Source organism: Aurantimonas sp. Leaf443, from assembly GCF_001425575.1.
Classification (GTDB): Bacteria; Pseudomonadota; Alphaproteobacteria; order Rhizobiales; family Rhizobiaceae; genus Leaf443.
In genome coordinates this window covers 565,242-581,760 of the sequence record NZ_LMRD01000001.1, presented here as the reverse complement: position 1 = coordinate 581,760, position 16,519 = coordinate 565,242, and the positions used below count along the sequence as shown (strand labels likewise).

General features: G+C 70.0%; 18 protein-coding genes and 1 other RNA gene. 8 read left to right on the top strand and 11 right to left on the bottom strand.

What is annotated here, in order from left to right; all coding sequences use genetic code 11:
- The 6 genes from rsmH to ASG48_RS02595 all read right to left on the bottom strand — a co-directional run bounded on the left by rsmH (position 1) and on the right by ASG48_RS02595 (position 4,586).
- Entirely contained in the window at positions 1 to 1,032 is a 1,032-nt protein-coding gene (gene rsmH / locus ASG48_RS02615; RefSeq protein WP_055844709.1) for a 16S rRNA (cytosine(1402)-N(4))-methyltransferase RsmH, read from the bottom strand.
- Positions 1,029 to 1,490, bottom strand: coding sequence for a division/cell wall cluster transcriptional repressor MraZ (gene mraZ, locus ASG48_RS02610; protein WP_055844705.1), 462 nt, complete (start codon positions 1,488 to 1,490; stop codon positions 1,029 to 1,031). The genes rsmH and mraZ overlap by 4 nt, the downstream gene beginning before the upstream one ends.
- A 753-nt stretch (positions 1,491 to 2,243) precedes the next feature.
- Positions 2,244 to 2,673: RNase P RNA component class A (rnpB, locus tag ASG48_RS03605), an RNA gene on the bottom strand.
- Between the two features lie 32 nt (positions 2,674 to 2,705).
- Positions 2,706 to 3,476: an N-acetylmuramoyl-L-alanine amidase gene (locus ASG48_RS02605; RefSeq protein ID WP_055844702.1), complete on the bottom strand. Its 771-nt coding sequence runs from the start codon at positions 3,474 to 3,476 to the stop codon at positions 2,706 to 2,708.
- Complete coding sequence (locus ASG48_RS02600; RefSeq protein WP_348271110.1) at positions 3,473 to 4,156, bottom strand: DnaJ family molecular chaperone; 684 nt, start codon at positions 4,154 to 4,156, stop codon at positions 3,473 to 3,475. The genes ASG48_RS02605 and ASG48_RS02600 overlap by 4 nt, the downstream gene beginning before the upstream one ends.
- A gap of 193 nt (positions 4,157 to 4,349) precedes the next feature.
- Positions 4,350 to 4,586: a hypothetical protein gene (locus ASG48_RS02595; protein ID WP_200939554.1), complete on the bottom strand. Its 237-nt coding sequence runs from the start codon at positions 4,584 to 4,586 to the stop codon at positions 4,350 to 4,352.
- Between ASG48_RS02595 and ASG48_RS18120 the strand changes: the two genes are divergently transcribed.
- The 5 genes from ASG48_RS18120 (at position 4,585) to ASG48_RS02575 (ending at position 8,598) form a co-directional block, all read left to right on the top strand.
- Positions 4,585 to 4,743 carry a hypothetical protein gene (locus ASG48_RS18120; protein ID WP_156381407.1) on the top strand — a complete coding sequence of 53 codons (159 nt, stop codon included), beginning with the start codon at positions 4,585 to 4,587 and terminating at the stop codon, positions 4,741 to 4,743. The two genes, ASG48_RS02595 and ASG48_RS18120, sit on opposite strands and share 2 nt — an antisense overlap.
- Before the next feature lie 127 nt (positions 4,744 to 4,870).
- Complete coding sequence (locus tag ASG48_RS02590; protein WP_055844693.1) at positions 4,871 to 5,689, top strand: GH25 family lysozyme; 819 nt, start codon at positions 4,871 to 4,873, stop codon at positions 5,687 to 5,689.
- A 75-nt stretch (positions 5,690 to 5,764) separates the two neighbouring features.
- Positions 5,765 to 6,967: a lytic murein transglycosylase gene (locus ASG48_RS02585; RefSeq protein ID WP_055844690.1), complete on the top strand. Its 1,203-nt coding sequence runs from the start codon at positions 5,765 to 5,767 to the stop codon at positions 6,965 to 6,967.
- 157 nt (positions 6,968 to 7,124) lie between these two features.
- Positions 7,125 to 7,559 carry a DUF4112 domain-containing protein gene (locus ASG48_RS02580; RefSeq protein ID WP_055844687.1) on the top strand — a complete coding sequence of 145 codons (435 nt, stop codon included), beginning with the start codon at positions 7,125 to 7,127 and terminating at the stop codon, positions 7,557 to 7,559.
- A 112-nt stretch (positions 7,560 to 7,671) separates the two neighbouring features.
- Positions 7,672 to 8,598 carry a manganese catalase family protein gene (locus ASG48_RS02575; RefSeq protein WP_055844684.1) on the top strand — a complete coding sequence of 309 codons (927 nt, stop codon included), beginning with the start codon at positions 7,672 to 7,674 and terminating at the stop codon, positions 8,596 to 8,598.
- Between the two features lie 64 nt (positions 8,599 to 8,662).
- Here ASG48_RS02575 and ASG48_RS02570 read toward each other — a convergent pair whose 3' ends face one another.
- The 3 genes from ASG48_RS02570 to ASG48_RS02560 all read right to left on the bottom strand — a co-directional run bounded on the left by ASG48_RS02570 (position 8,663) and on the right by ASG48_RS02560 (position 11,650).
- On the bottom strand, positions 8,663 to 9,793 hold the full coding sequence (locus tag ASG48_RS02570) for a hypothetical protein (protein ID WP_055844680.1): 1,131 nt from the start codon (positions 9,791 to 9,793) through the stop codon (positions 8,663 to 8,665).
- Between the two features lie 111 nt (positions 9,794 to 9,904).
- On the bottom strand, positions 9,905 to 10,357 hold the full coding sequence (locus ASG48_RS02565) for an isoprenylcysteine carboxylmethyltransferase family protein (RefSeq protein WP_055844677.1): 453 nt from the start codon (positions 10,355 to 10,357) through the stop codon (positions 9,905 to 9,907).
- 72 nt (positions 10,358 to 10,429) lie between these two features.
- Complete coding sequence (locus ASG48_RS02560; RefSeq protein ID WP_055844675.1) at positions 10,430 to 11,650, bottom strand: ornithine decarboxylase; 1,221 nt, start codon at positions 11,648 to 11,650, stop codon at positions 10,430 to 10,432.
- Positions 11,651 to 11,868: 218 nt separating this feature from the next.
- Here ASG48_RS02560 and ASG48_RS02555 point away from each other — a divergent pair, with 218 nt between their 5' ends.
- Positions 11,869 to 13,137 (top strand): amidase, encoded by a 1,269-nt coding sequence (locus ASG48_RS02555; RefSeq protein WP_348271109.1) that lies wholly within the window; start codon positions 11,869 to 11,871, stop codon positions 13,135 to 13,137.
- A 427-nt stretch (positions 13,138 to 13,564) separates the two neighbouring features.
- Here the strand turns inward: ASG48_RS02555 and metF are convergent, their stop codons facing one another.
- Both metF and ASG48_RS02545 read right to left on the bottom strand, forming a co-directional pair.
- Complete coding sequence (gene metF / locus ASG48_RS02550) at positions 13,565 to 14,464, bottom strand: methylenetetrahydrofolate reductase [NAD(P)H] (protein ID WP_055844672.1); 900 nt, start codon at positions 14,462 to 14,464, stop codon at positions 13,565 to 13,567.
- A 9-nt stretch (positions 14,465 to 14,473) separates the two neighbouring features.
- Positions 14,474 to 15,487 (bottom strand): metalloregulator ArsR/SmtB family transcription factor, encoded by a 1,014-nt coding sequence (locus ASG48_RS02545; RefSeq protein ID WP_055844669.1) that lies wholly within the window; start codon positions 15,485 to 15,487, stop codon positions 14,474 to 14,476.
- A gap of 166 nt (positions 15,488 to 15,653) precedes the next feature.
- Between ASG48_RS02545 and tsaA the strand changes: the two genes are divergently transcribed.
- Both tsaA and ASG48_RS02535 read left to right on the top strand, forming a co-directional pair.
- Entirely contained in the window at positions 15,654 to 16,154 is a 501-nt protein-coding gene (tsaA, locus tag ASG48_RS02540; RefSeq protein WP_055844666.1) for a tRNA (N6-threonylcarbamoyladenosine(37)-N6)-methyltransferase TrmO, read from the top strand.
- Between the two features lie 7 nt (positions 16,155 to 16,161).
- Entirely contained in the window at positions 16,162 to 16,518 is a 357-nt protein-coding gene (locus tag ASG48_RS02535) for a DUF2293 domain-containing protein (protein WP_055844663.1), read from the top strand.
- The last annotated feature ends 1 nt before the right edge of the window (position 16,519 follow it).

The following is a 16,519-nucleotide window of genomic DNA, read 5'->3' as shown; positions in this document are numbered from 1 at the left end:
TCAGGCTCCGGTCTCGGGTCGATCGGCAAGGGCGGGAAGATCGGCGAAGTCGAGGGGGCTCGCCGAGCGTCTCGGCGGCGTCGCGGTGCGGATGCCGACGCGCAGCTTGGCCGAGCGCGCCCGCGGGTTGGCGCTCGCCTCCGCATCGCTGGCCGCGAGCGCCCGGTTGCGCGCCTCGAAGGTCGGCGCCTCCACGGCGACGTCCGGCAGGTGTCGAGACGCGGCGGCCGTGCCCGAGCGGTCGCGGAAGAAGCGCTTGACGATGCGGTCCTCGAGCGAATGGAAGGTGACGACGACGAGGCGCCCGCCGGGCTTCAGCACGCGCTCGGCCGCAAGGAGGCCGCGCGCCAGCTCGCCGAGCTCGTCGTTGACGAAGATGCGCAGGCCCTGGAAGCTGCGCGTGGCCGGATCGATCTTGTCCTTGGGCGAACGCCCCACGGCGCGGCCGATCACCTGCGCGAGGTCGAGCGTCGTCTCGAAGGGGCGCTCGGCGCGCCGGGCCTCGATGGCGCGCGCCACGCGGCCGGCATGGCGCTCCTCGCCGAGGAAGGCGAAGATGCGCGCGAGGTCGCCGACCTTCAGGCGGTTCACCACGTCGGCGGCGGTCGGGCCGCTCGCGGCCATGCGCATGTCGAGCGGGCCGTCCTTCTGGAAGGAGAAGCCGCGCGCGGCCTCGTCGATCTGCATGGAGGAGACGCCGATGTCGAGGACGACGGCGTCGGCGGCCAGCCCCCTGCCCTCGAGGATGGCGTCCAGGTCGCCGAAGCGGCCCTCGACCAGCGACAGGCGCGGCTCGTCGGACGCGAGCATGGCGCCGCCGGCGATGGCGGTCGGGTCGCGGTCGATGGCGACGACGCGCGCGCCGGCCTTGAGGAGCGCGCGGGAATAGCCGCCCGCGCCGAACGTGCCGTCGACCACGAGGTCGCCGGGGGTCACTTCGATCGCGGCGAGAACTTCCGCGAGAAGCACCGGAATGTGGCGGGCTGGTCCGCCAGCGGCGGGTTCCTCGACCCGGCCGCCGCCCATCGTCATTCCGGTGCCCTCGCGGTTGAGGCCTGTCCCTGACGCGCCGATAGGAGACGCGCCCTGGCCTCGTTGCGGTAGGCCTCGAAGTAGTCCGGCTCCCAGAGCTGGAAGTAGTCGCGCGCGCCCACGAAGACGACGCGGTCCTTGATGCCGGTATGCGAGCGGATGAAGTCGGTCATCGCGATCCGCCCCTCCGCATCCGATTTCAGATAGGTGCCGTCGCCATAGGCGAAGATCGACAGGTCCTGGTACGTCTCGCTCAGCGGATCGGCCTCGGCCATCTTCTGCTCGAACCGCTCCAGGAGGTCCGGACCGCCGACATCCATCACGGGATGAGTGAGACTGCGCATCGCGAAGAGCTCCCTGATCCCTCGAGCAACGATCACCTGCCGGAAGGCGGCCGGCACCGAGACACGCCCCTTGGCGTCGATGTTGTGGACGAAGTTGGAGAGAAACCGGTCCATCAATCGAAGGTCGTCCGCCTCGGATTGGCGCCCATTCCATGAAAGCCTCCGTCAGGTTGAACCCGATCCCGTCCATGCGAAGGCCCCGGCGCCCGGCGGAAAGGCCGGATTCCTTCGATCCGGACAGGCCGGAAGCGGGTTTCTCATGAGCTGGAAGAGGTCGCAGACGACCGCTTTCTGATGGGGTTTGGGATAACATGGGCCCCCATGGGCGTCAATGGGAACGCCCGTCCGCACAGGGGCTCGGGCCATCCCGAAGTTCATAAAGCGTCAGCCTTAACGCATTGTTAAAAACGGGCTTTTTCGGAATGTGGCAAAAATGAGCCACTCGTGTGATTACGGTGGTCGCCGTGCAACTTCCGGGAAATTGTGCAGTGCGAAATCCCAAGGCAACCGGGGGCTTCAGCGGGTCGGGCGCAGGCGAAAAAAACTTCGCGTCACCCTTCCGAAAACTTGCGGGCTACTCCGTTCGGGAGCCGTTGCGGGGAATGGATTTCCGAGCGCGCGACCTGCAGCGCGCGCTGCACTTTCGAGTTGCGCGACCGGCGGCGCGATTCGGTCGGGGTCGGAAGGGAGCGTCGCGGCGGCGTTCAGACGGCGCCCGATGGCGGCCGGCGGGGCAGGATCCTGCGGGAAAGCCGGCGGCCCGGCGGTCGAGATCGCCGCGGTGGGGCGTTGTCCCATCCGATCGGCGAAGGTCCCCGCCCCGGGTGGGACGCCTGCCCATGGCGGGCGGCTCCCGCGAAAAGACGCGGTGTCAGCCGGCCTGTAAGCCGGGTTCTGTGAGCGGCATGCGCCGCCCGGCGACCATTCCTCTGGGCCGGCCCTTGCGGACCGGCTCGAGCAACCCACCCGAACGACCGGCCCGGAGATGGGCTGGCCCGGCACCCGGAGGCGCTGGTCCGCGTCGTTCCTATTCGGTCTTGCTCCCGGTGGGGTTTGCCGTGCCGCCGCTGTTGCCAGAAGCGCGGTGGGCTCTTACCCCACCGTTTCACCCTTACCCCGGCCGGGTCCCCGGCTGCGCGAGGCGGCCGGACGACGGTCGAGGCGGTCTGTTCTCTGTGGCACTGTCCCTGGGGTTCCCCCCGCCGGACGTTATCCGGCACCGTATCTCCGTGGAGCCCGGACTTTCCTCCCCCGCCGTCTTTCGACCTATGACGGGAGCGGCCGCCCGGCCGGCTGACCGCGCCTCAGTGGAGGCCCGGGGCACCCAAGTCAAGCGCCGGGGGCGAGCGGCGAGGACGGCAGGGTGACGAGGAGGCGGTGGAGCGTGGCGATGGTGGAGGCGTCCGCCACCCCGTCGACCCGCTCGGGCCGGAAATGGCGCTGGAAGGCGATCGTGGCGAGCCGCGTCGGCTCGTCGAACATGCCGTCGACCGGCCCTTCGTAGCCGTAGGCCGCCAGAAGCCCCTGATAGGCCTCGACGGGCTCGCCGCGATCTCCGCGCGAGAGATATCTCCCGCTGCGTGCGGCGACCGGCTCGCAATGATGGCCGAGCCCGGCGGCGGCGAGCCGGGCCCAGGGAAAGCGCTCGCCCGGATCCTGCTTGCGCGAGGGGGCGATGTCGGAATGGGCGAGGACGAGGTCCGGCGCGATGGCATGGCGCGCGACGATGTCGAGGCCGAGCGCGATCACCGCCTCGATCTGGACGTCCGGATAGTCCGGCAGGCCGCCGTCATGGCCGGCATTGACGATCTCGATGCCGATCGACCGCGAGTTCACGTCGGCGCGCCCGCGCCAGCTGCCGGCCCCGGCATGCCAGGCGCGCTCGGTCTCGGGCACCATCTGCACGATGCGTCCGTCCTCGTGGACGAGATAGTGGCAGGAGACCTCGCTCGACGGGTCGCACAGCCAGCGCAGCGCCGCCTCCCCCGTGCCCATGCCGGTATAGTGCAGGATCAGCATGTCCGGCCCGCCTTCGACGCGCCGGCCGTTGTGGTTGGCGGAAGGGCGGCAGGCGCAGGCGAGCGCGGTGTCGGGCGTCACGCGCCTGCCCGGCGTTCGATCATGGCATAGGCGCTGTTGATCGCCTTCATGCGTTCGGTGGCGATGAAGGTGAACTCGTCGGGCACGCCGCGCGCGACGAGGCTGTCGGGATGGTTCTCGCGCACGAGCGTGAGATAGCGCGCCCGCGCCTCCTTCGGCCCGGCATCGGGGTCGAGGCCGAGGATGATGTAGGGGTTCTCCTCGCCCCGCGTGTGGCGCAGGCGCGTCCGCTCGAACTCGCCCTCCGTCAGGCCGAAGATGGCGGCGATGCGGGCGAGCACGTCGAGCTCGCGCTCGTGCACGACGCCGTCGGCCTTGGCGATGTGGAACAGGCCGTCCAGCACGTCGCCGAGAAACGTGTCGTCGCAGCCGGCGTCCCCGCACAGATGCGTCAGCTTGCGCGCATATTCCTCGAACCCCGCCGTGTCCTGGCGGGCGAGGTCGTAGAGGCGGAAGACGTTGCGCAGTTCCGCGTCCGGGATCTCGAGGATCTGCCGGAAGGCGACGATCTCCGAGGAGGTCACGATGCCGTCGGCCTTGGCCATCTTCGCCGACAGGGCGATCAGCGCGACACTGAACGCGACGTTGCGCCGGATCTCGCGATCGCCCGAGAAGAGCGAGCGCACGGTCTCGAGAAGGCTGTCGAGCGTCGCGCGACCGCCGGAGGTCAGAGCGGACACGAGGTCGCTGAGGCTGGATAGGATTCGCATGGGGGCGGAGCCTAGAGGCAGTTGCGGGCCTTGAACAGGTGGTCGCGCCGGTGGGCCGCTCCCTCGAATCGCAACGACCGCCGCGTGGAACGCGACGGCCGCTGGATCCTGGCGGGTCCGAAGCGAGGACCCGGTCTGACGGCGCGGCGAACCGCGCCGCTTCTTACTGGTTCGCCGTGCCCGTGGTGCCGGTCGTGCCCGTCGTGCCGGTCGCGGGCGGCGTGGCGCTCATCGAGCCGGTCGTGCCCGTGGCGGGCGTCGTCGTCGTGGTCGCCGGGGGCGTCGTGGAAGAGGTCGAGGTGGAGTCGGTGGCCGCCGGCGTCGACGAGGTCGTCGTGGTCTCGTTCGAGTCCGAGCAGGCGCCGAGGGCGAGCATGGCGGAGACACCGAGAACGGTCATGAGCGTCTTCATCGCGAAAAATCCTTGTCCGAGTTTCGTTGCCGCCAAAACGAGCCGACCTCACGAATGGTTCACGGGAGTCGTGATCACAGAAGATGTCACCGTGTTTCATGCAGTGATCGGCGGAGGTCAGGCTGGCGCCAGCCGCCTGCGCTGAAATGTCGACGACCCGCCGCCGCGCCGACCGTTCACGTCGCAATTCGGTCCGAATGCGCCTTCCAGAATGGCGCCCGGCCCGCGCTCCAGCACTGGGCGGACGAGATCGAAGGCCGGGGGACGCCTGCATGACCATTGCCGAGACGACATCGCCGCGCGTGCGGGGCGGCCGCCGCGGGGCGCTCCGCGCGGGCCGGGCGCTCGCGGTCGGCGCCGCGCTTCTGGCCGGGCTCACGCTTTCCGCCTGCCGCTCGGCCAGCCTCGACCCGGTGGAACTCGGCCTCAGCGGCTTCACCGCGACCTCGGCCCACCAATATCCGATCCACGGCATCGACGTCTCGAAATATCAGGGCACGATCGACTGGGCGACGGCGCGGCGCGGCGGCGTCTCCTTCGCCTGGCTGAAGGCGACCGAAGGCGGCGACCGCGTGGATTCGCGCTTTTCCGAGAACTGGCAGGCCGCCGGCCGGGCCGGCATGCCGCGCGGCGCCTACCACTTCTTCTACCATTGCCGGCCGGGCATCGAGCAGGCCGCCTGGTTCATCCGCAACGTGCCGAAGGACCCGCGCGCCCTGCCGCCGGTGATCGACGTGGAATGGACGCCCTTCTCGCCCACCTGCACCCGCCGGCCGCCGCGCGAGGAACTGGTGCGCGAGGTGACCGCGATGTCGGACGCGCTGCAGAAGCATTACGGCAAGAAGCCGATCCTCTACGTGCCGATCGACGTGCATCGCGAGCGTCTCGTGGGCACGTTCCGCGGCCACGATTTCTGGCTGCGCGCGGTCAAGGACCATCCGCACAATGTCTACGAGGACCGCGACTTCCGGTTCTGGCAGTACACGGCGACCGGGAGCGTGCCGGGGGTCAACGGGGAAGTCGACCGCAACGCCTTCGCCGGAACGGTTCAGGACTGGAAAAAGTGGCTGCAAGCCCATAGTGGAGGCTGACCTTCAGACAGCGCGCCCGCACGCGCCGCCCATGACGAGGCGGGGCCTGCGGCGGACCGAACGGACGACCCCGGCATGACGCCTCGCACCCGCCTCCTCGGCTCCCTGGCCTTCCTCCTGTGCGCGGGCGCCGCGCCCGCCATGGCGCAGGACGCAAAGCCCACCTGCGGCGGCGACTTCGCCGCCTTCCTGGACGGCGTGCGCGCCGAGGCGCTCGCCTCCGGCCTCTCGCAAAATGCCGTGGATGCCGCCGTCGCGGACATGCGGATCGACGAGAAGGTTCTGGCGCGCGACCGGGCGCAGGGCGTGTTCGCGCAGAACTGGCAGCAATTCGCCACCCGCATGGTCAGCGCCTACCGCCTGAAGGCGGGCCAGCAGAAGCTCGCGGAGGCGCGCGACGTCTTCGCCCGCGTCGAGGCCGAGACCGGCGTTCCGGCGCCGGTGATCGCCGCCTTCTGGGGCCTCGAGACGGATTACGGCGCGGTGCTCGGCGATTTCGAGACGCTGCCGGCGCTCGCCACCCTCGCCCACGACTGCCGCCGCCCGGATCTCTTCCGCCCGCATCTCATCGCCGCCATCGGCATCGTCGACAAGGGCTACCTCGCCCCGCAGGAGATGCGCGGGGCCTGGGCCGGGGAACTCGGCCAGACGCAGCTCCTGCCGGAGGAATACGTGACCTTCGGCACGGACGGCGACGGCAACGGCCGCGTCGACCTGCGCCAGGACCAGGCCGACGTCCTTTTCACCACCGGCAAATACATCGCCTCGCTCGGCTGGCAGCGCGGCCAGCCCTGGCTGGAGGCGGTGCGCGTGCCGGACGGCTTCCCCTACGACCGCGCCGCGCTCGTCAACAAGGAGCCGCGCTCGGCCTTCGCCGCCCTCGGCGTGACGAAGGCCGACGGCTCGGCGCTGGAGAGCGACGACATGGCGGCCTCCCTCATCCTGCCGCTCGGCCGCGGCGGGCCGGCCTTCCTCGCCTTCCCGAACTTCGACATCTACCTCAAGTGGAACAAGTCGCTCGTCTACTCGCTGACGGCCGCCTATTTCGCCACGCGCCTCGACGGGGCGGAGAAGGTGGACATGGGCACGCCCGCCCCCGGCCTCGACGTCGACCAGACCAAGGCGCTGCAGGAGCGGCTCGCCGCGCGCGGCCACGATGTCGGCAAGGTGGACGGGATCCTCGGCGAGAACACCCGCCGGGCGGTGCGCACCGAGCAATTGCGCCTCGGCCTGCCGGCCGACGGCTGGCCGACGCCCGACTTCCTCGCCTCGCTCTGAGGTCGGTCCCCGGCGCCTGGCGACGCATCGCCGCCATCCGCGCGGCGCTGCGTCGGCATCGATCCCACGCCCTCTTTCAGCGGCGCGCCGCCAGCCCCATATGGCAGGCGAATGCGCCGGCCGGGCCGGCGCTCGAACCCCGAGAGGTAGAACTTCGATGCCGTCGACGACCGCTGACGCCTTCGCCTTCGACATGGGCCGGGAGCGCCGCCTGAAGCGCATCGCCCGCATCGCGCGCCTAATGGACACGGCCGTGCGCGTGCCGGGCACCAATATCCGATTCGGCGCCGACAGCATGATGGGCCTCGTTCCGGGCGTCGGCGACGCCGCGGGCGGCCTGATCGGTCTCTTCCTCGTCAACGAGGCGCGCAAGCTCGGAGTGCCGAACCACAAGATCGCGCGCATGCTCGCCAATATCGGCATCGATGTCGCGGTCGGCGCCGTGCCGCTCCTCGGCGACGTGTTCGACGTCTATTTCAAGGCGCATCGCCGCAACCTCAATCTCATCCTCGAACATTTCGGCGAGCACGGGCTGGCGGAGAAGCCGGACCTCGAACCCGCCGCCATGAAGGACATCACGCCCCGACGCTGATCGCGACGGGGGCGGAACGCGCCGTGGTCGGTAGGCGGCCACGGCCTTTCGCAGGAACGGGCGAGTCCAGGCACCGTTCGGTTGGCAGGTCCAATCGAAAGGGTCCCTTGCAATGTTCATGCGTGTCGACAAGCTCCAGGCCGAACTCCCCGCTCCCAAGCGCCGCGATCCCAACGCCGCGGCAGCCCTCCAGGAACTCCTGGGCGGCAAGTATGGCGAGATGTCCACGCTCGGGAACTATATGTTCCAGAGCTTCAACTTCCGATCCAAGGACAAGCTGAAGCCGTTCTACAGCCTCGTCGCCTCGATCACCGCCGAGGAACTCGGCCATGTCGAACTCGTCTCCAACGGCGTCGCCATGCTGAACAACGGGCCGGACGTGCCAGACGGCGACACCGGCGACGGCGGCGACATTTCAGGGGCGCCCTTCGGCGACATGAAGGACATCCGCCTTGCGGCCGCCTTCCTCTCCAATGCCGGCGGCGCCACCCCCGTCAACGCCAACGGCGCGTCCTGGAACAACGACATGATCACGACGACCGGCAACGTCGTCGTCGATCTCCTGCACAACTTCCATCTCGAATGCGGCGCGCGCCTGCACAAGCTGCGCGTCTACGAGACCCTGACCGACCCGACGGGCCGGGAAGTCTGCGGCTATCTCCTCGTGCGCGGCTCGGTGCATGCCCATGCCTATGCGCTGGCGCTCAAGAAGATCACCGGCGTCGAGTTGGAGAAGTTCCTGCCGACGCCCAACATCCCGCTCGACAAGATTCCCGAATGCCAGAAATATCTGGACGAGGGCTCGCACCGGCGCCTCTACACGTTCAGCCCCAACGACTACAAGGACATGGCCGGCATCTGGGGCCAGGGCGAGATGGCCCTGCCCGGCGATCCCAAGGGCGAGCTGGAAGTCGTCGACGGACATCCCGAGGGCGGAAAGATCCACCAGCTGACCGGCGTGCCCTCGGCCTTCACCCCGGACTACGCGCCGGAGGAAATGTTCGAGATCGCGCAGAAGCTCTACAAGAAGTCGCGCTGACGCCGGGACGCTTCGTTCCGATTGCGACAGGACGGGCCCGGGCGCGATGGCGGCCGGCCCCTTCTCAGTCGCCGTCCGCCTGCAGGAGGCGCAGGAACTCGAACTGGTTGCCGACATCGAGCTTCTGCAGCACGATCTTGAACTGGCCGCGCGCGGTCTCGTAGGTCACGCCCGCCCGCGCCGCCGCGTCCCGGAGCGTCCGGGAGACGAGGCGCAGGCCGGCGATGCGCGTCTCGGCCGCCGTCAGCGCGTGTCTGAGCGCCAGACTCTCAAGCCGCGCCTGCATGCGCGCCCGGTCGGCCTCGATCTCCTTCACGACGACGAAGATCGTCGCCGTGCGTTCGCCGGGGATCGGGATCGCGAGCGCCGGGCAGACGATCGCCTTGGCGAGGAGCGGCTCCATGCCCGAACCGCAGGCGATGGCGATGGGGCCGAGTTCGCTCGCCGCACCCGGATGAAGGTGCCGGGCGCGCGCGAGAAGATCGGCCAGCCGCAGCGCGCTCGCCGGGTCGATGGCCTCCAGCCTTTCGTCGCGCACGCGCAGGCCGCGGCCTTGCGACAGGAGACCGGCCGCCGGTCCGTTGACCTCCTTGACATGGCCGGACGGCGTCAGCGCGATCACGCCGAGTTTGGCCTCCTGCGGCAGGTGGCGCGCCCGCCAGAGGTCGCGATTGAGCTGCGCGAAGCGCTCGGCGAGATCGAGCGAGGCTCGCAGATGGCGCGCGAGCCTCGCCTGCAGCGCCTGTTCCCCCGCGTCGAAGCCGCGTCCCTCGCCCCGCCACTGGTTGAAGATCAGGAGATGGTCGCCACGCTGGCTGAGCGCGCTGCCGATGGCCCGCCGGTAGCCCTGCGGCTTCACCCAGTCGGAGTAGAACAGCGAGTTCTCGAAACGCTCGGCCGAGCGCCTTCCCTCGTCGTGCAATTCGTCCGTCAGGGTCACCCCGAGGCCGAAGCGCGAGGAGGATTGCAGGAAGACGTTGTGGGCAGCGTATTCGGCGGAATAGGCGGCGAGCACTGCCTCCGTCATGCCGGTCTGCGCGCCCATGGCGAAGGAGCCGTCGTCGATCCGCTGCAGCGAGAACCCGGCCGCCGCCGAGCCGAAGATCGCAAGCACAGAGGAGAGGACGCCATCGTAAAGCGAAGGATCGGCCGAAGCACTGTAGATCAGCTCGGTGAGCTCGGCTTCGGATGGCAAGATCGGGTCTCGGTTGAAGGAAGGGACTGTCGCCTCACTCCAACATCCAGACCGAACGCTTTCCATTGGCAAGACCGGTAAACGACGTAGACGCGCCGTTCGCCGCTCCACCTACCATCGTCGCGTGGCGGCGAAGTAGAGGTCCGCTTCCCGCCCGAAGGCCTGCCGCAACGCCACCTCCTCGCCGCGCACGAAGCGTTTCGTCAGGACGAAGGGCAGCGCCAGCGCCGGCAGAAGCCCGGACAGGCCGCCCGACCAGAGCGCGGCCCCGAGGGCGACGAGGATCATGCCGGTATAGATGGGGTTGCGGTTCACCCGGAACGGCCCCTCCACGATCAGCGCGCGCGGCGCCTCGCGGGGCTCGATGGGCGTGCGCTTGCGCCGGAACCAGAGGGCGGCCCAGGCGGCGAGCGCGATGCCGCACAGGACGGACCCGGCGCCGGCGCCATCCATCCATCGCGGCAGCGCGACGATCGGCAGGAAACGGCCGAGCGCGATCGAGGCGAGCGTGGCGCCCGCCGCCCAGACCGGCGGCAGATCGGGAAAGTCGCGTCTGATGGACATCGGATCGTCCTTTCGCTCGGTTCCTCCCGCCGGCCTGCACCGGCGCGTCCTCGTCGGGCCGACCGCCGACCGTCAGTCCGCCATCGTCTCGAGACTGGCATAGCCGTCCGCCGCCGTCCCGTCGTCGAAGGGGGTCGTCACCTCCACGAACGTGTCGGGATAGAAACCGTTGAAGCGAGTGCGCAGAGAGAGCGAATAGGCGCCGATATGGCCGATCTCGATCCAGTCGCCGGTGTCCACGGTCTCGGGCAGCCAGAAGGGGCGCGAGAGGATGTCGACGGAATCGCAGGTGGCGCCGCAGACCTTGAAGGACCCGATCGTCTTCGGGTCGCCGTTGCGCTGGGTGCGGGCGGGATCGGGGATGAAGCGCGCCGGCAGGGTGATCTTGCCGGTCCAGCTGTCGGAGAGCGAGGCCCAGATGCCGTCGTTGATGTAGAGCCGCCGGCCCTTGCGCAGGAGGACGCGCACGATGAGCGAGAAGGCGCGGGCGACGACCACGCGGCCGGGCTCGGCGACGAGCGGCATGTCGGAAAAGCCCCATTCGGCGATGTCGCGGCGAAGGCTCGCCATGATCTCGTCGCTGCCCGGCATGACGGGCTTCTTGCGGCGCGGATCGTGGCCGTAGGAGGCGGGGAAGCCGCCGCCGACATCGAGCCCGGCCAGCGGCACGTCGGCGCGGTTGCGAACCCAGTCGGCGGAGGCGAGCGCCCGCTCGTAGGTCTCGGGATCCTCGATCTGCGAGCCGACATGGAAGCACAGGCCCACCTTGAAGCCGATGCGGTGGCAGCGCTGCAGGAGTTCCACGGCATGGGCGGGCGCGGCGCCGAACTTCTTGGAGAGTTCGTAGGCCGCGTGGCCCTTGGTCTGCAGGCGGATGAAGAGCGTGATCGTGCCGGGATCGAGATCGAGGGCCCGCACGATGCGCAGGATCTTGGCGACCTCGTCCTCGTGGTCGAGCGAGAGGACGCGGATGGCGTAGGTCTCGAGCGCGAGGCGGATGTCGGACTGCGCCTTCACCGGGTGCATGTAGATCATCTCGGCCTTGGGCGCGACGGAGCGCACGGCCGCGAACTCGCCGGGCGAGGCGACGTCGAACAGGGTGACGCCGGCCTCCGAAAGGCTTTTGAGCACCATCGGCTCGCCATTGGTCTTCACGGCATAGGCCGTCTCGCCGGGAAAGGCGTCCATGAACGCGCGCGCGTCCGCCTTCAGGACGTTCGGCCGGTAGCAGTAGACCGGCACGTCCGGGCGCATGGAGAGGGCGGCTTCGGTGGCGTTCTCGTAGACCTTCAAGCGATGCTCCGATGCGTTGGCTGGGGCGGAGCCGGATCTTCGGCGCGCGTTCGCGGCGCTCGCCCGGCCGTTGGACGAAGAGGCCTGCCGAAATGCCGGCTGGCAAGACCCCGGTCGATCTGCGAAATCACTGTCACAATCCAGCCCGCCCGCCGTTGCCGCCCGTTCGGCCTCCGGAAGGCGCCTCCTCTCCCCCGTCTTTGCGGAGTTCCCCTCTCGTGATCGGCCGTCCCCTCTCCGCCCTGAAGCAACGCGCCGCCGTCGAGGCCGGGCAGACGACGCCCGCCCGCCTCCTCGCTAAGGCCGGCGAGGCGATCGCGGCGCTCGACGGCGAGCTGAAGGCCTTCGTCGCGCTCGCCCCGGACGCCTCGGTCGCGGCCGCGGCGCGCGCGGAAGGGCCGCTGGCCGGCATCGCGCTCGGGGTGAAGGACATCTACGACACCGCCGACATGCCGACGCAATACGGCTCGACGCTCTATCGCGGCCACCGTCCGGCGGCGGACGCCTCGCTCGTCGCCATGGCGCGGGCGAAAGGGGCGGCGATCCTCGGCAAGACGGCGACGACGGAATTCGCCTCCATCGACCCCGCCGAGACGGTGAACCCGCACGATGTCGCCCGCACGCCCGGCGGCTCCTCCTCGGGCTCGGCGGCGGCGGTCGCCGCAGGGCTCGTGGCGGGCGCCTTCGGCACGCAGACCGCCGGTTCGATCGTGCGCCCGGCCGCCTTCTGCGGCGTCGCCGGCTATAAGCCCTCCTTCCGGCTTCTTCCGACCATCGGCGTCAAGTGCTTCTCCTGGTCGCTCGACACGGCCGGGCTCTTCGCCGCGAGCGTCGCGGACGTGGCCTTCCTCGCGGCCGCGATCACCGGCCGCGAGCTCGCCGTCGCCCCCCTTGCCGACGCCTCGGGCCTTCGCATCGGGCTCTATCGCAGCGCGCTCGACGCAAGGCTCGAACCGGAGATGGCGGCCGCACGCGAGGAGGCGGGTCGACTGCTGGAATCGGCCGGCGCCAGTCTCGTGGACGTCGAAGAGCCGGAGGCGCTCTCCGCCGCGCTGGCCGCCCAGCCGGACGTGCAGGATTTCGAGGCCGCGCACGCGCTCTTCCACGAGCGCATGGTGGGCGAGGCGCAGCTGAAGCCCGGCGTCGCCGCCATCCTGAGGCGCGGCGCCACGATCACCCCGCAGGCCTACGACGCCGCGCGCTCGCTCGCCCGGCGCGGGCGCAAGGCGGCGACGGCGCTCTTCGGCGATCTCGACGCGCTGCTCCTGCCCTCCGCCTTCGGCGTGGCGCCGCTGGGCCTCGCCTCCACCGGAGACGCCGCGATGAGCCGGGTCTGGACGCTGGCCGGCACGCCGGGGGTCAACGTGCCGGGCTTTGCCGCCTCGAACGGGATGCCGCTCGGCCTTTCCATCGTCACGCGGTTCGGGCGCGACCGCGAGGCGCTTCTCGTCGCCGATCTCCTCGAGCGACTCGCCGCCCGCCGCTGATCGGCGCCGATGCGATCACGCGGCGATACATTCGAAGACGGGGCGTGAGAATTTCGGCGATACGGTTAGCGGCCCGCATGCCCTTCTAATCGTTCGCCCTTCCCGATCGGACGAGGGGCGGCCGCCGCAGCGCAGCGACGAAGGGGCCTTTACGGCTTCTTAAGCTCGGTTAATGTGCGCTTACGTCGTAACCCGGAGGGAGCCGAAGGCATGGCCATCACGCGTCCGCTCGAACTCATCCTCGTCTGCGCCGCATTCGTCTTCATCGGCGCTCTCGTCGCCGGCATCCTGCCATAGGCGCGTCGCGGACGACATCGTCCCGCCGGCGCTGCGTCAGCCGGACCGCAGGAAGCCGGGGCCCGACCCCGGCTTCGTCATGTTCGGGGGCAGACCGCCCGACGTCGACGGGTCGAATGTACCGAGCACGTCAGGCCGCCGCGGCGCTCCGCGTGTCCGAGCGGGCGGCCCGCAGGCCGAGGATGTGGCAGATCGAATAGACGAGATCGGCCCGGTTCATCGTGTAGAAATGGAAGTCCGAGATGCCGCGCGCCTTGAGGTCCAGGACCTGCTCGGCGCAGACGGCGGCCGCCACGTGGGCGCGCGTCTGCTCGTCCTCCTCCAGCCCCTCGAAGCGCTTGGCGAGCCAGTCGGGGATCGAGGCGCCGGTGGCCTTCGAGAAGCGCGCGACCTTGGTGAAGTCGTGGATCGGCACGATGCCGGGGACGATCGGCACGTAGATGCCGGCGCGGCGAACGCGTTCCACGAAGCGCTCGTAGACGTCGTTGTCGAAGAAGAACTGCGTGATGGCGCGCGTCGCGCCATTGTCGACCTTCCGCTTCAGGAGGTCGATGTCGGTGGCGAAGTCCGAGCTCTCGGGATGCTTCTCCGGATAGGCCGACACGGAAATCTCGAAGTCGCGCAGCGCCTTCAGGCCGGCGACGAGTTCGACCGCGTTGCGATAGCCGCCCTCGTGCGCGACATAGGCGCCGCCGACGCCGGCCTGGCTGTCGCCGCGCAGCGCCACGAGATGGCGAACGCCGGTGTTCCAATAGGCCTCGGCCACCTCGGCCACGTCCTCGCGCGTGGCGTCGACGCAGGTGAGATGGGCCGCCGGCACGAGCGCCGTCTCCTCCAGGATGCGCTTCACCGTGTGGTGCGTGCGCTCGCGCGTCGAGCCGCCGGCGCCGTAGGTGACCGACACGAAGCTCGGCGACAGGGGCGCCAGGCGCTCGATCGAGCGCCAGAGATTCTCCTCCATGCGCTCGCTCTTGGGCGGAAAGAACTCGAAGGAGACGGCGATGTCGGGCTTTTCGGCGGTCGTGCTCATGACGGGCTTTCAGGCAACGAGGGAGGGGGTGGCGGCCTTGTCCGCGGCCATCAGGCGGCGCGGATCCTCGGCGATCCAGATGGTGACGGTGAGGCGGTCGGCGCCGGGGCCCGAGGGGGCGAGATGGCGCACGGACAGGAGTTCGAGGCCCGCATCCTCGAGATAGCCGGAGACGGTCTCGTCGGAGAAGCCGAGACGCAGATGCGCGTGCTCGCTGCGCAGGAACTCCAGCGCATGGGGCGCGAAATCGACGATGGCGAGGCGCCCGCCCGGCGAAAGGGCGCGCGCGGCCTCGGCCACGGCGGCGGCCGGATCGTCGAGATAATGCAGCACCTGGTGCAGCGTCACGAGGTCGAAGGCCTCGCGCTGGATCGGCAGGGCGTAGACGTCGCCCTGGCGCACCAGCGCGTTGGCGACGCCCGCCGCGTCGAGATTGGAGCGGGCGACGGCCAGCATCTCGCGCGAGGCGTCGATGCCGACGGCGCGTTCGCAGAGCGGCGCCAGGAGTTCCAGGATGCGCCCCGTTCCCGTGCCGACGTCGAGAAGCGCATTGACGCGCCGCGGGCCGAGCGCCTCGCCGAGCGCCGCCTCGACCTCGGCCTCCGGCGCGTGCAGGCCGCGCAGCCGCCCCCATTGCGCGGCGTTGCGGGCGAAATAGTCGGCCGCGCGCGCGGCGCGCTCCTCGCGCACGCGCTCCAGCCTCTCCCGGTCGCGCTGGATCGCCGGGTCCTGCTCGTCGACATGGGCGCTCAGCGTGCGCACAAGCCCGGCCACGACCGGTTCCTCGCAGAGCCGGAAATAGGCGAAGGCGCCCTCCTGATAGCGCTCCAGGATGCCGCAATCGGTGAGAAGGCGCAGGTGGCGCGAGACGCGCGGCTGCGACTGGCCGAGGATCGTCGTCAGGTCGCTGACCGAAAGGTCGCTGCGGGCGATGAGACGCACGAGGCGCAGACGCGTCGGCTCGCCGACCGCCTTGAGGGCATCGACGAGGCGATCGAAGGGGAGCGTCGGCGTATCGAGCATGGGATGTCCGTTTGAATATAAAGATATGTTTATGTGATGGAGCTTCATGGCGCAAGCGAAATGCGCCGATGCGGTTGCCGAAAGCCTAAGCGCTCTCGCGCCGCCTCCCTGCCATCCGACGCGACGGCCCCTCGACGGCGGCGGCGCGAGGGGCCACTGTCCGGCCATGGAACGCCTTCCCGACAGCGCCGAGGCGATTCGCCCCGGCGAACGCCCCTTCTCCCGCCCCCTCCCCGACCCGGACGATGCCGGCCTCGTCTTCATCGGGCGCGTCCTCTCGCCCTGGAAGGAGCGCAGGGCCTGCCCGAAGAACCTGCGCGAGGCGCGCGAGCGCGGCGAGAAGGCGATCGTGCATGTGGACGCGCCGTTCGCCGAGGCGCTGGTGGGGCTTGCGCCCGGCACGCGCGTCTTCCTTTTGACTTGGCTCGACCGGGCGCGGCGCGATCTCGCCGTGCAGATGCCCCGCCATGCCGAGGCGCCGCGCGGCACGTTCACGCTGCGCTCGCCGGTGCGGCCGAACCCGATCGGGCTGCATCTGGTGGAGATCCTTTCGATCGATGCCAGCCGGGGACGGCTGGAGATCGACGCGGTGGACGTGCTCGACGGGACGCCGCTCCTCGACATCAAGCCCTATTTCCCGTCCGTCGACGCGCCGCCCGAGGGCTGAGGCGACGATGGCGACCGACCGCCAGAAGAAGATCGCCCGCGCCCTCACCGCCACGATCCCGCGCGCGCCCTTCCTCGACGCGGAAGCGATCCGCGAGGCGGCGCGCGCCCGGCACCTGCGCGCCCTGCCGCCGGCGACCGCGCTCTGGCTGGCCGCCGTCGCGCATGTGCGCCACCAGCACACCGACTACGACGCGCTGCTCGACGAGGGCTACGACCGCGATGCCGCGCGGTTCTTCGTCGTCGACGCCATCAACGCCGTCCTCGACCGCTGGGGCTCCACGCGCCATGTCGATGCCGACGCGGAAGAAGACGCCGAAACGGAAGAGACGGAAGAGAGCGAGGACGTCGAAGACGACCTGTGAG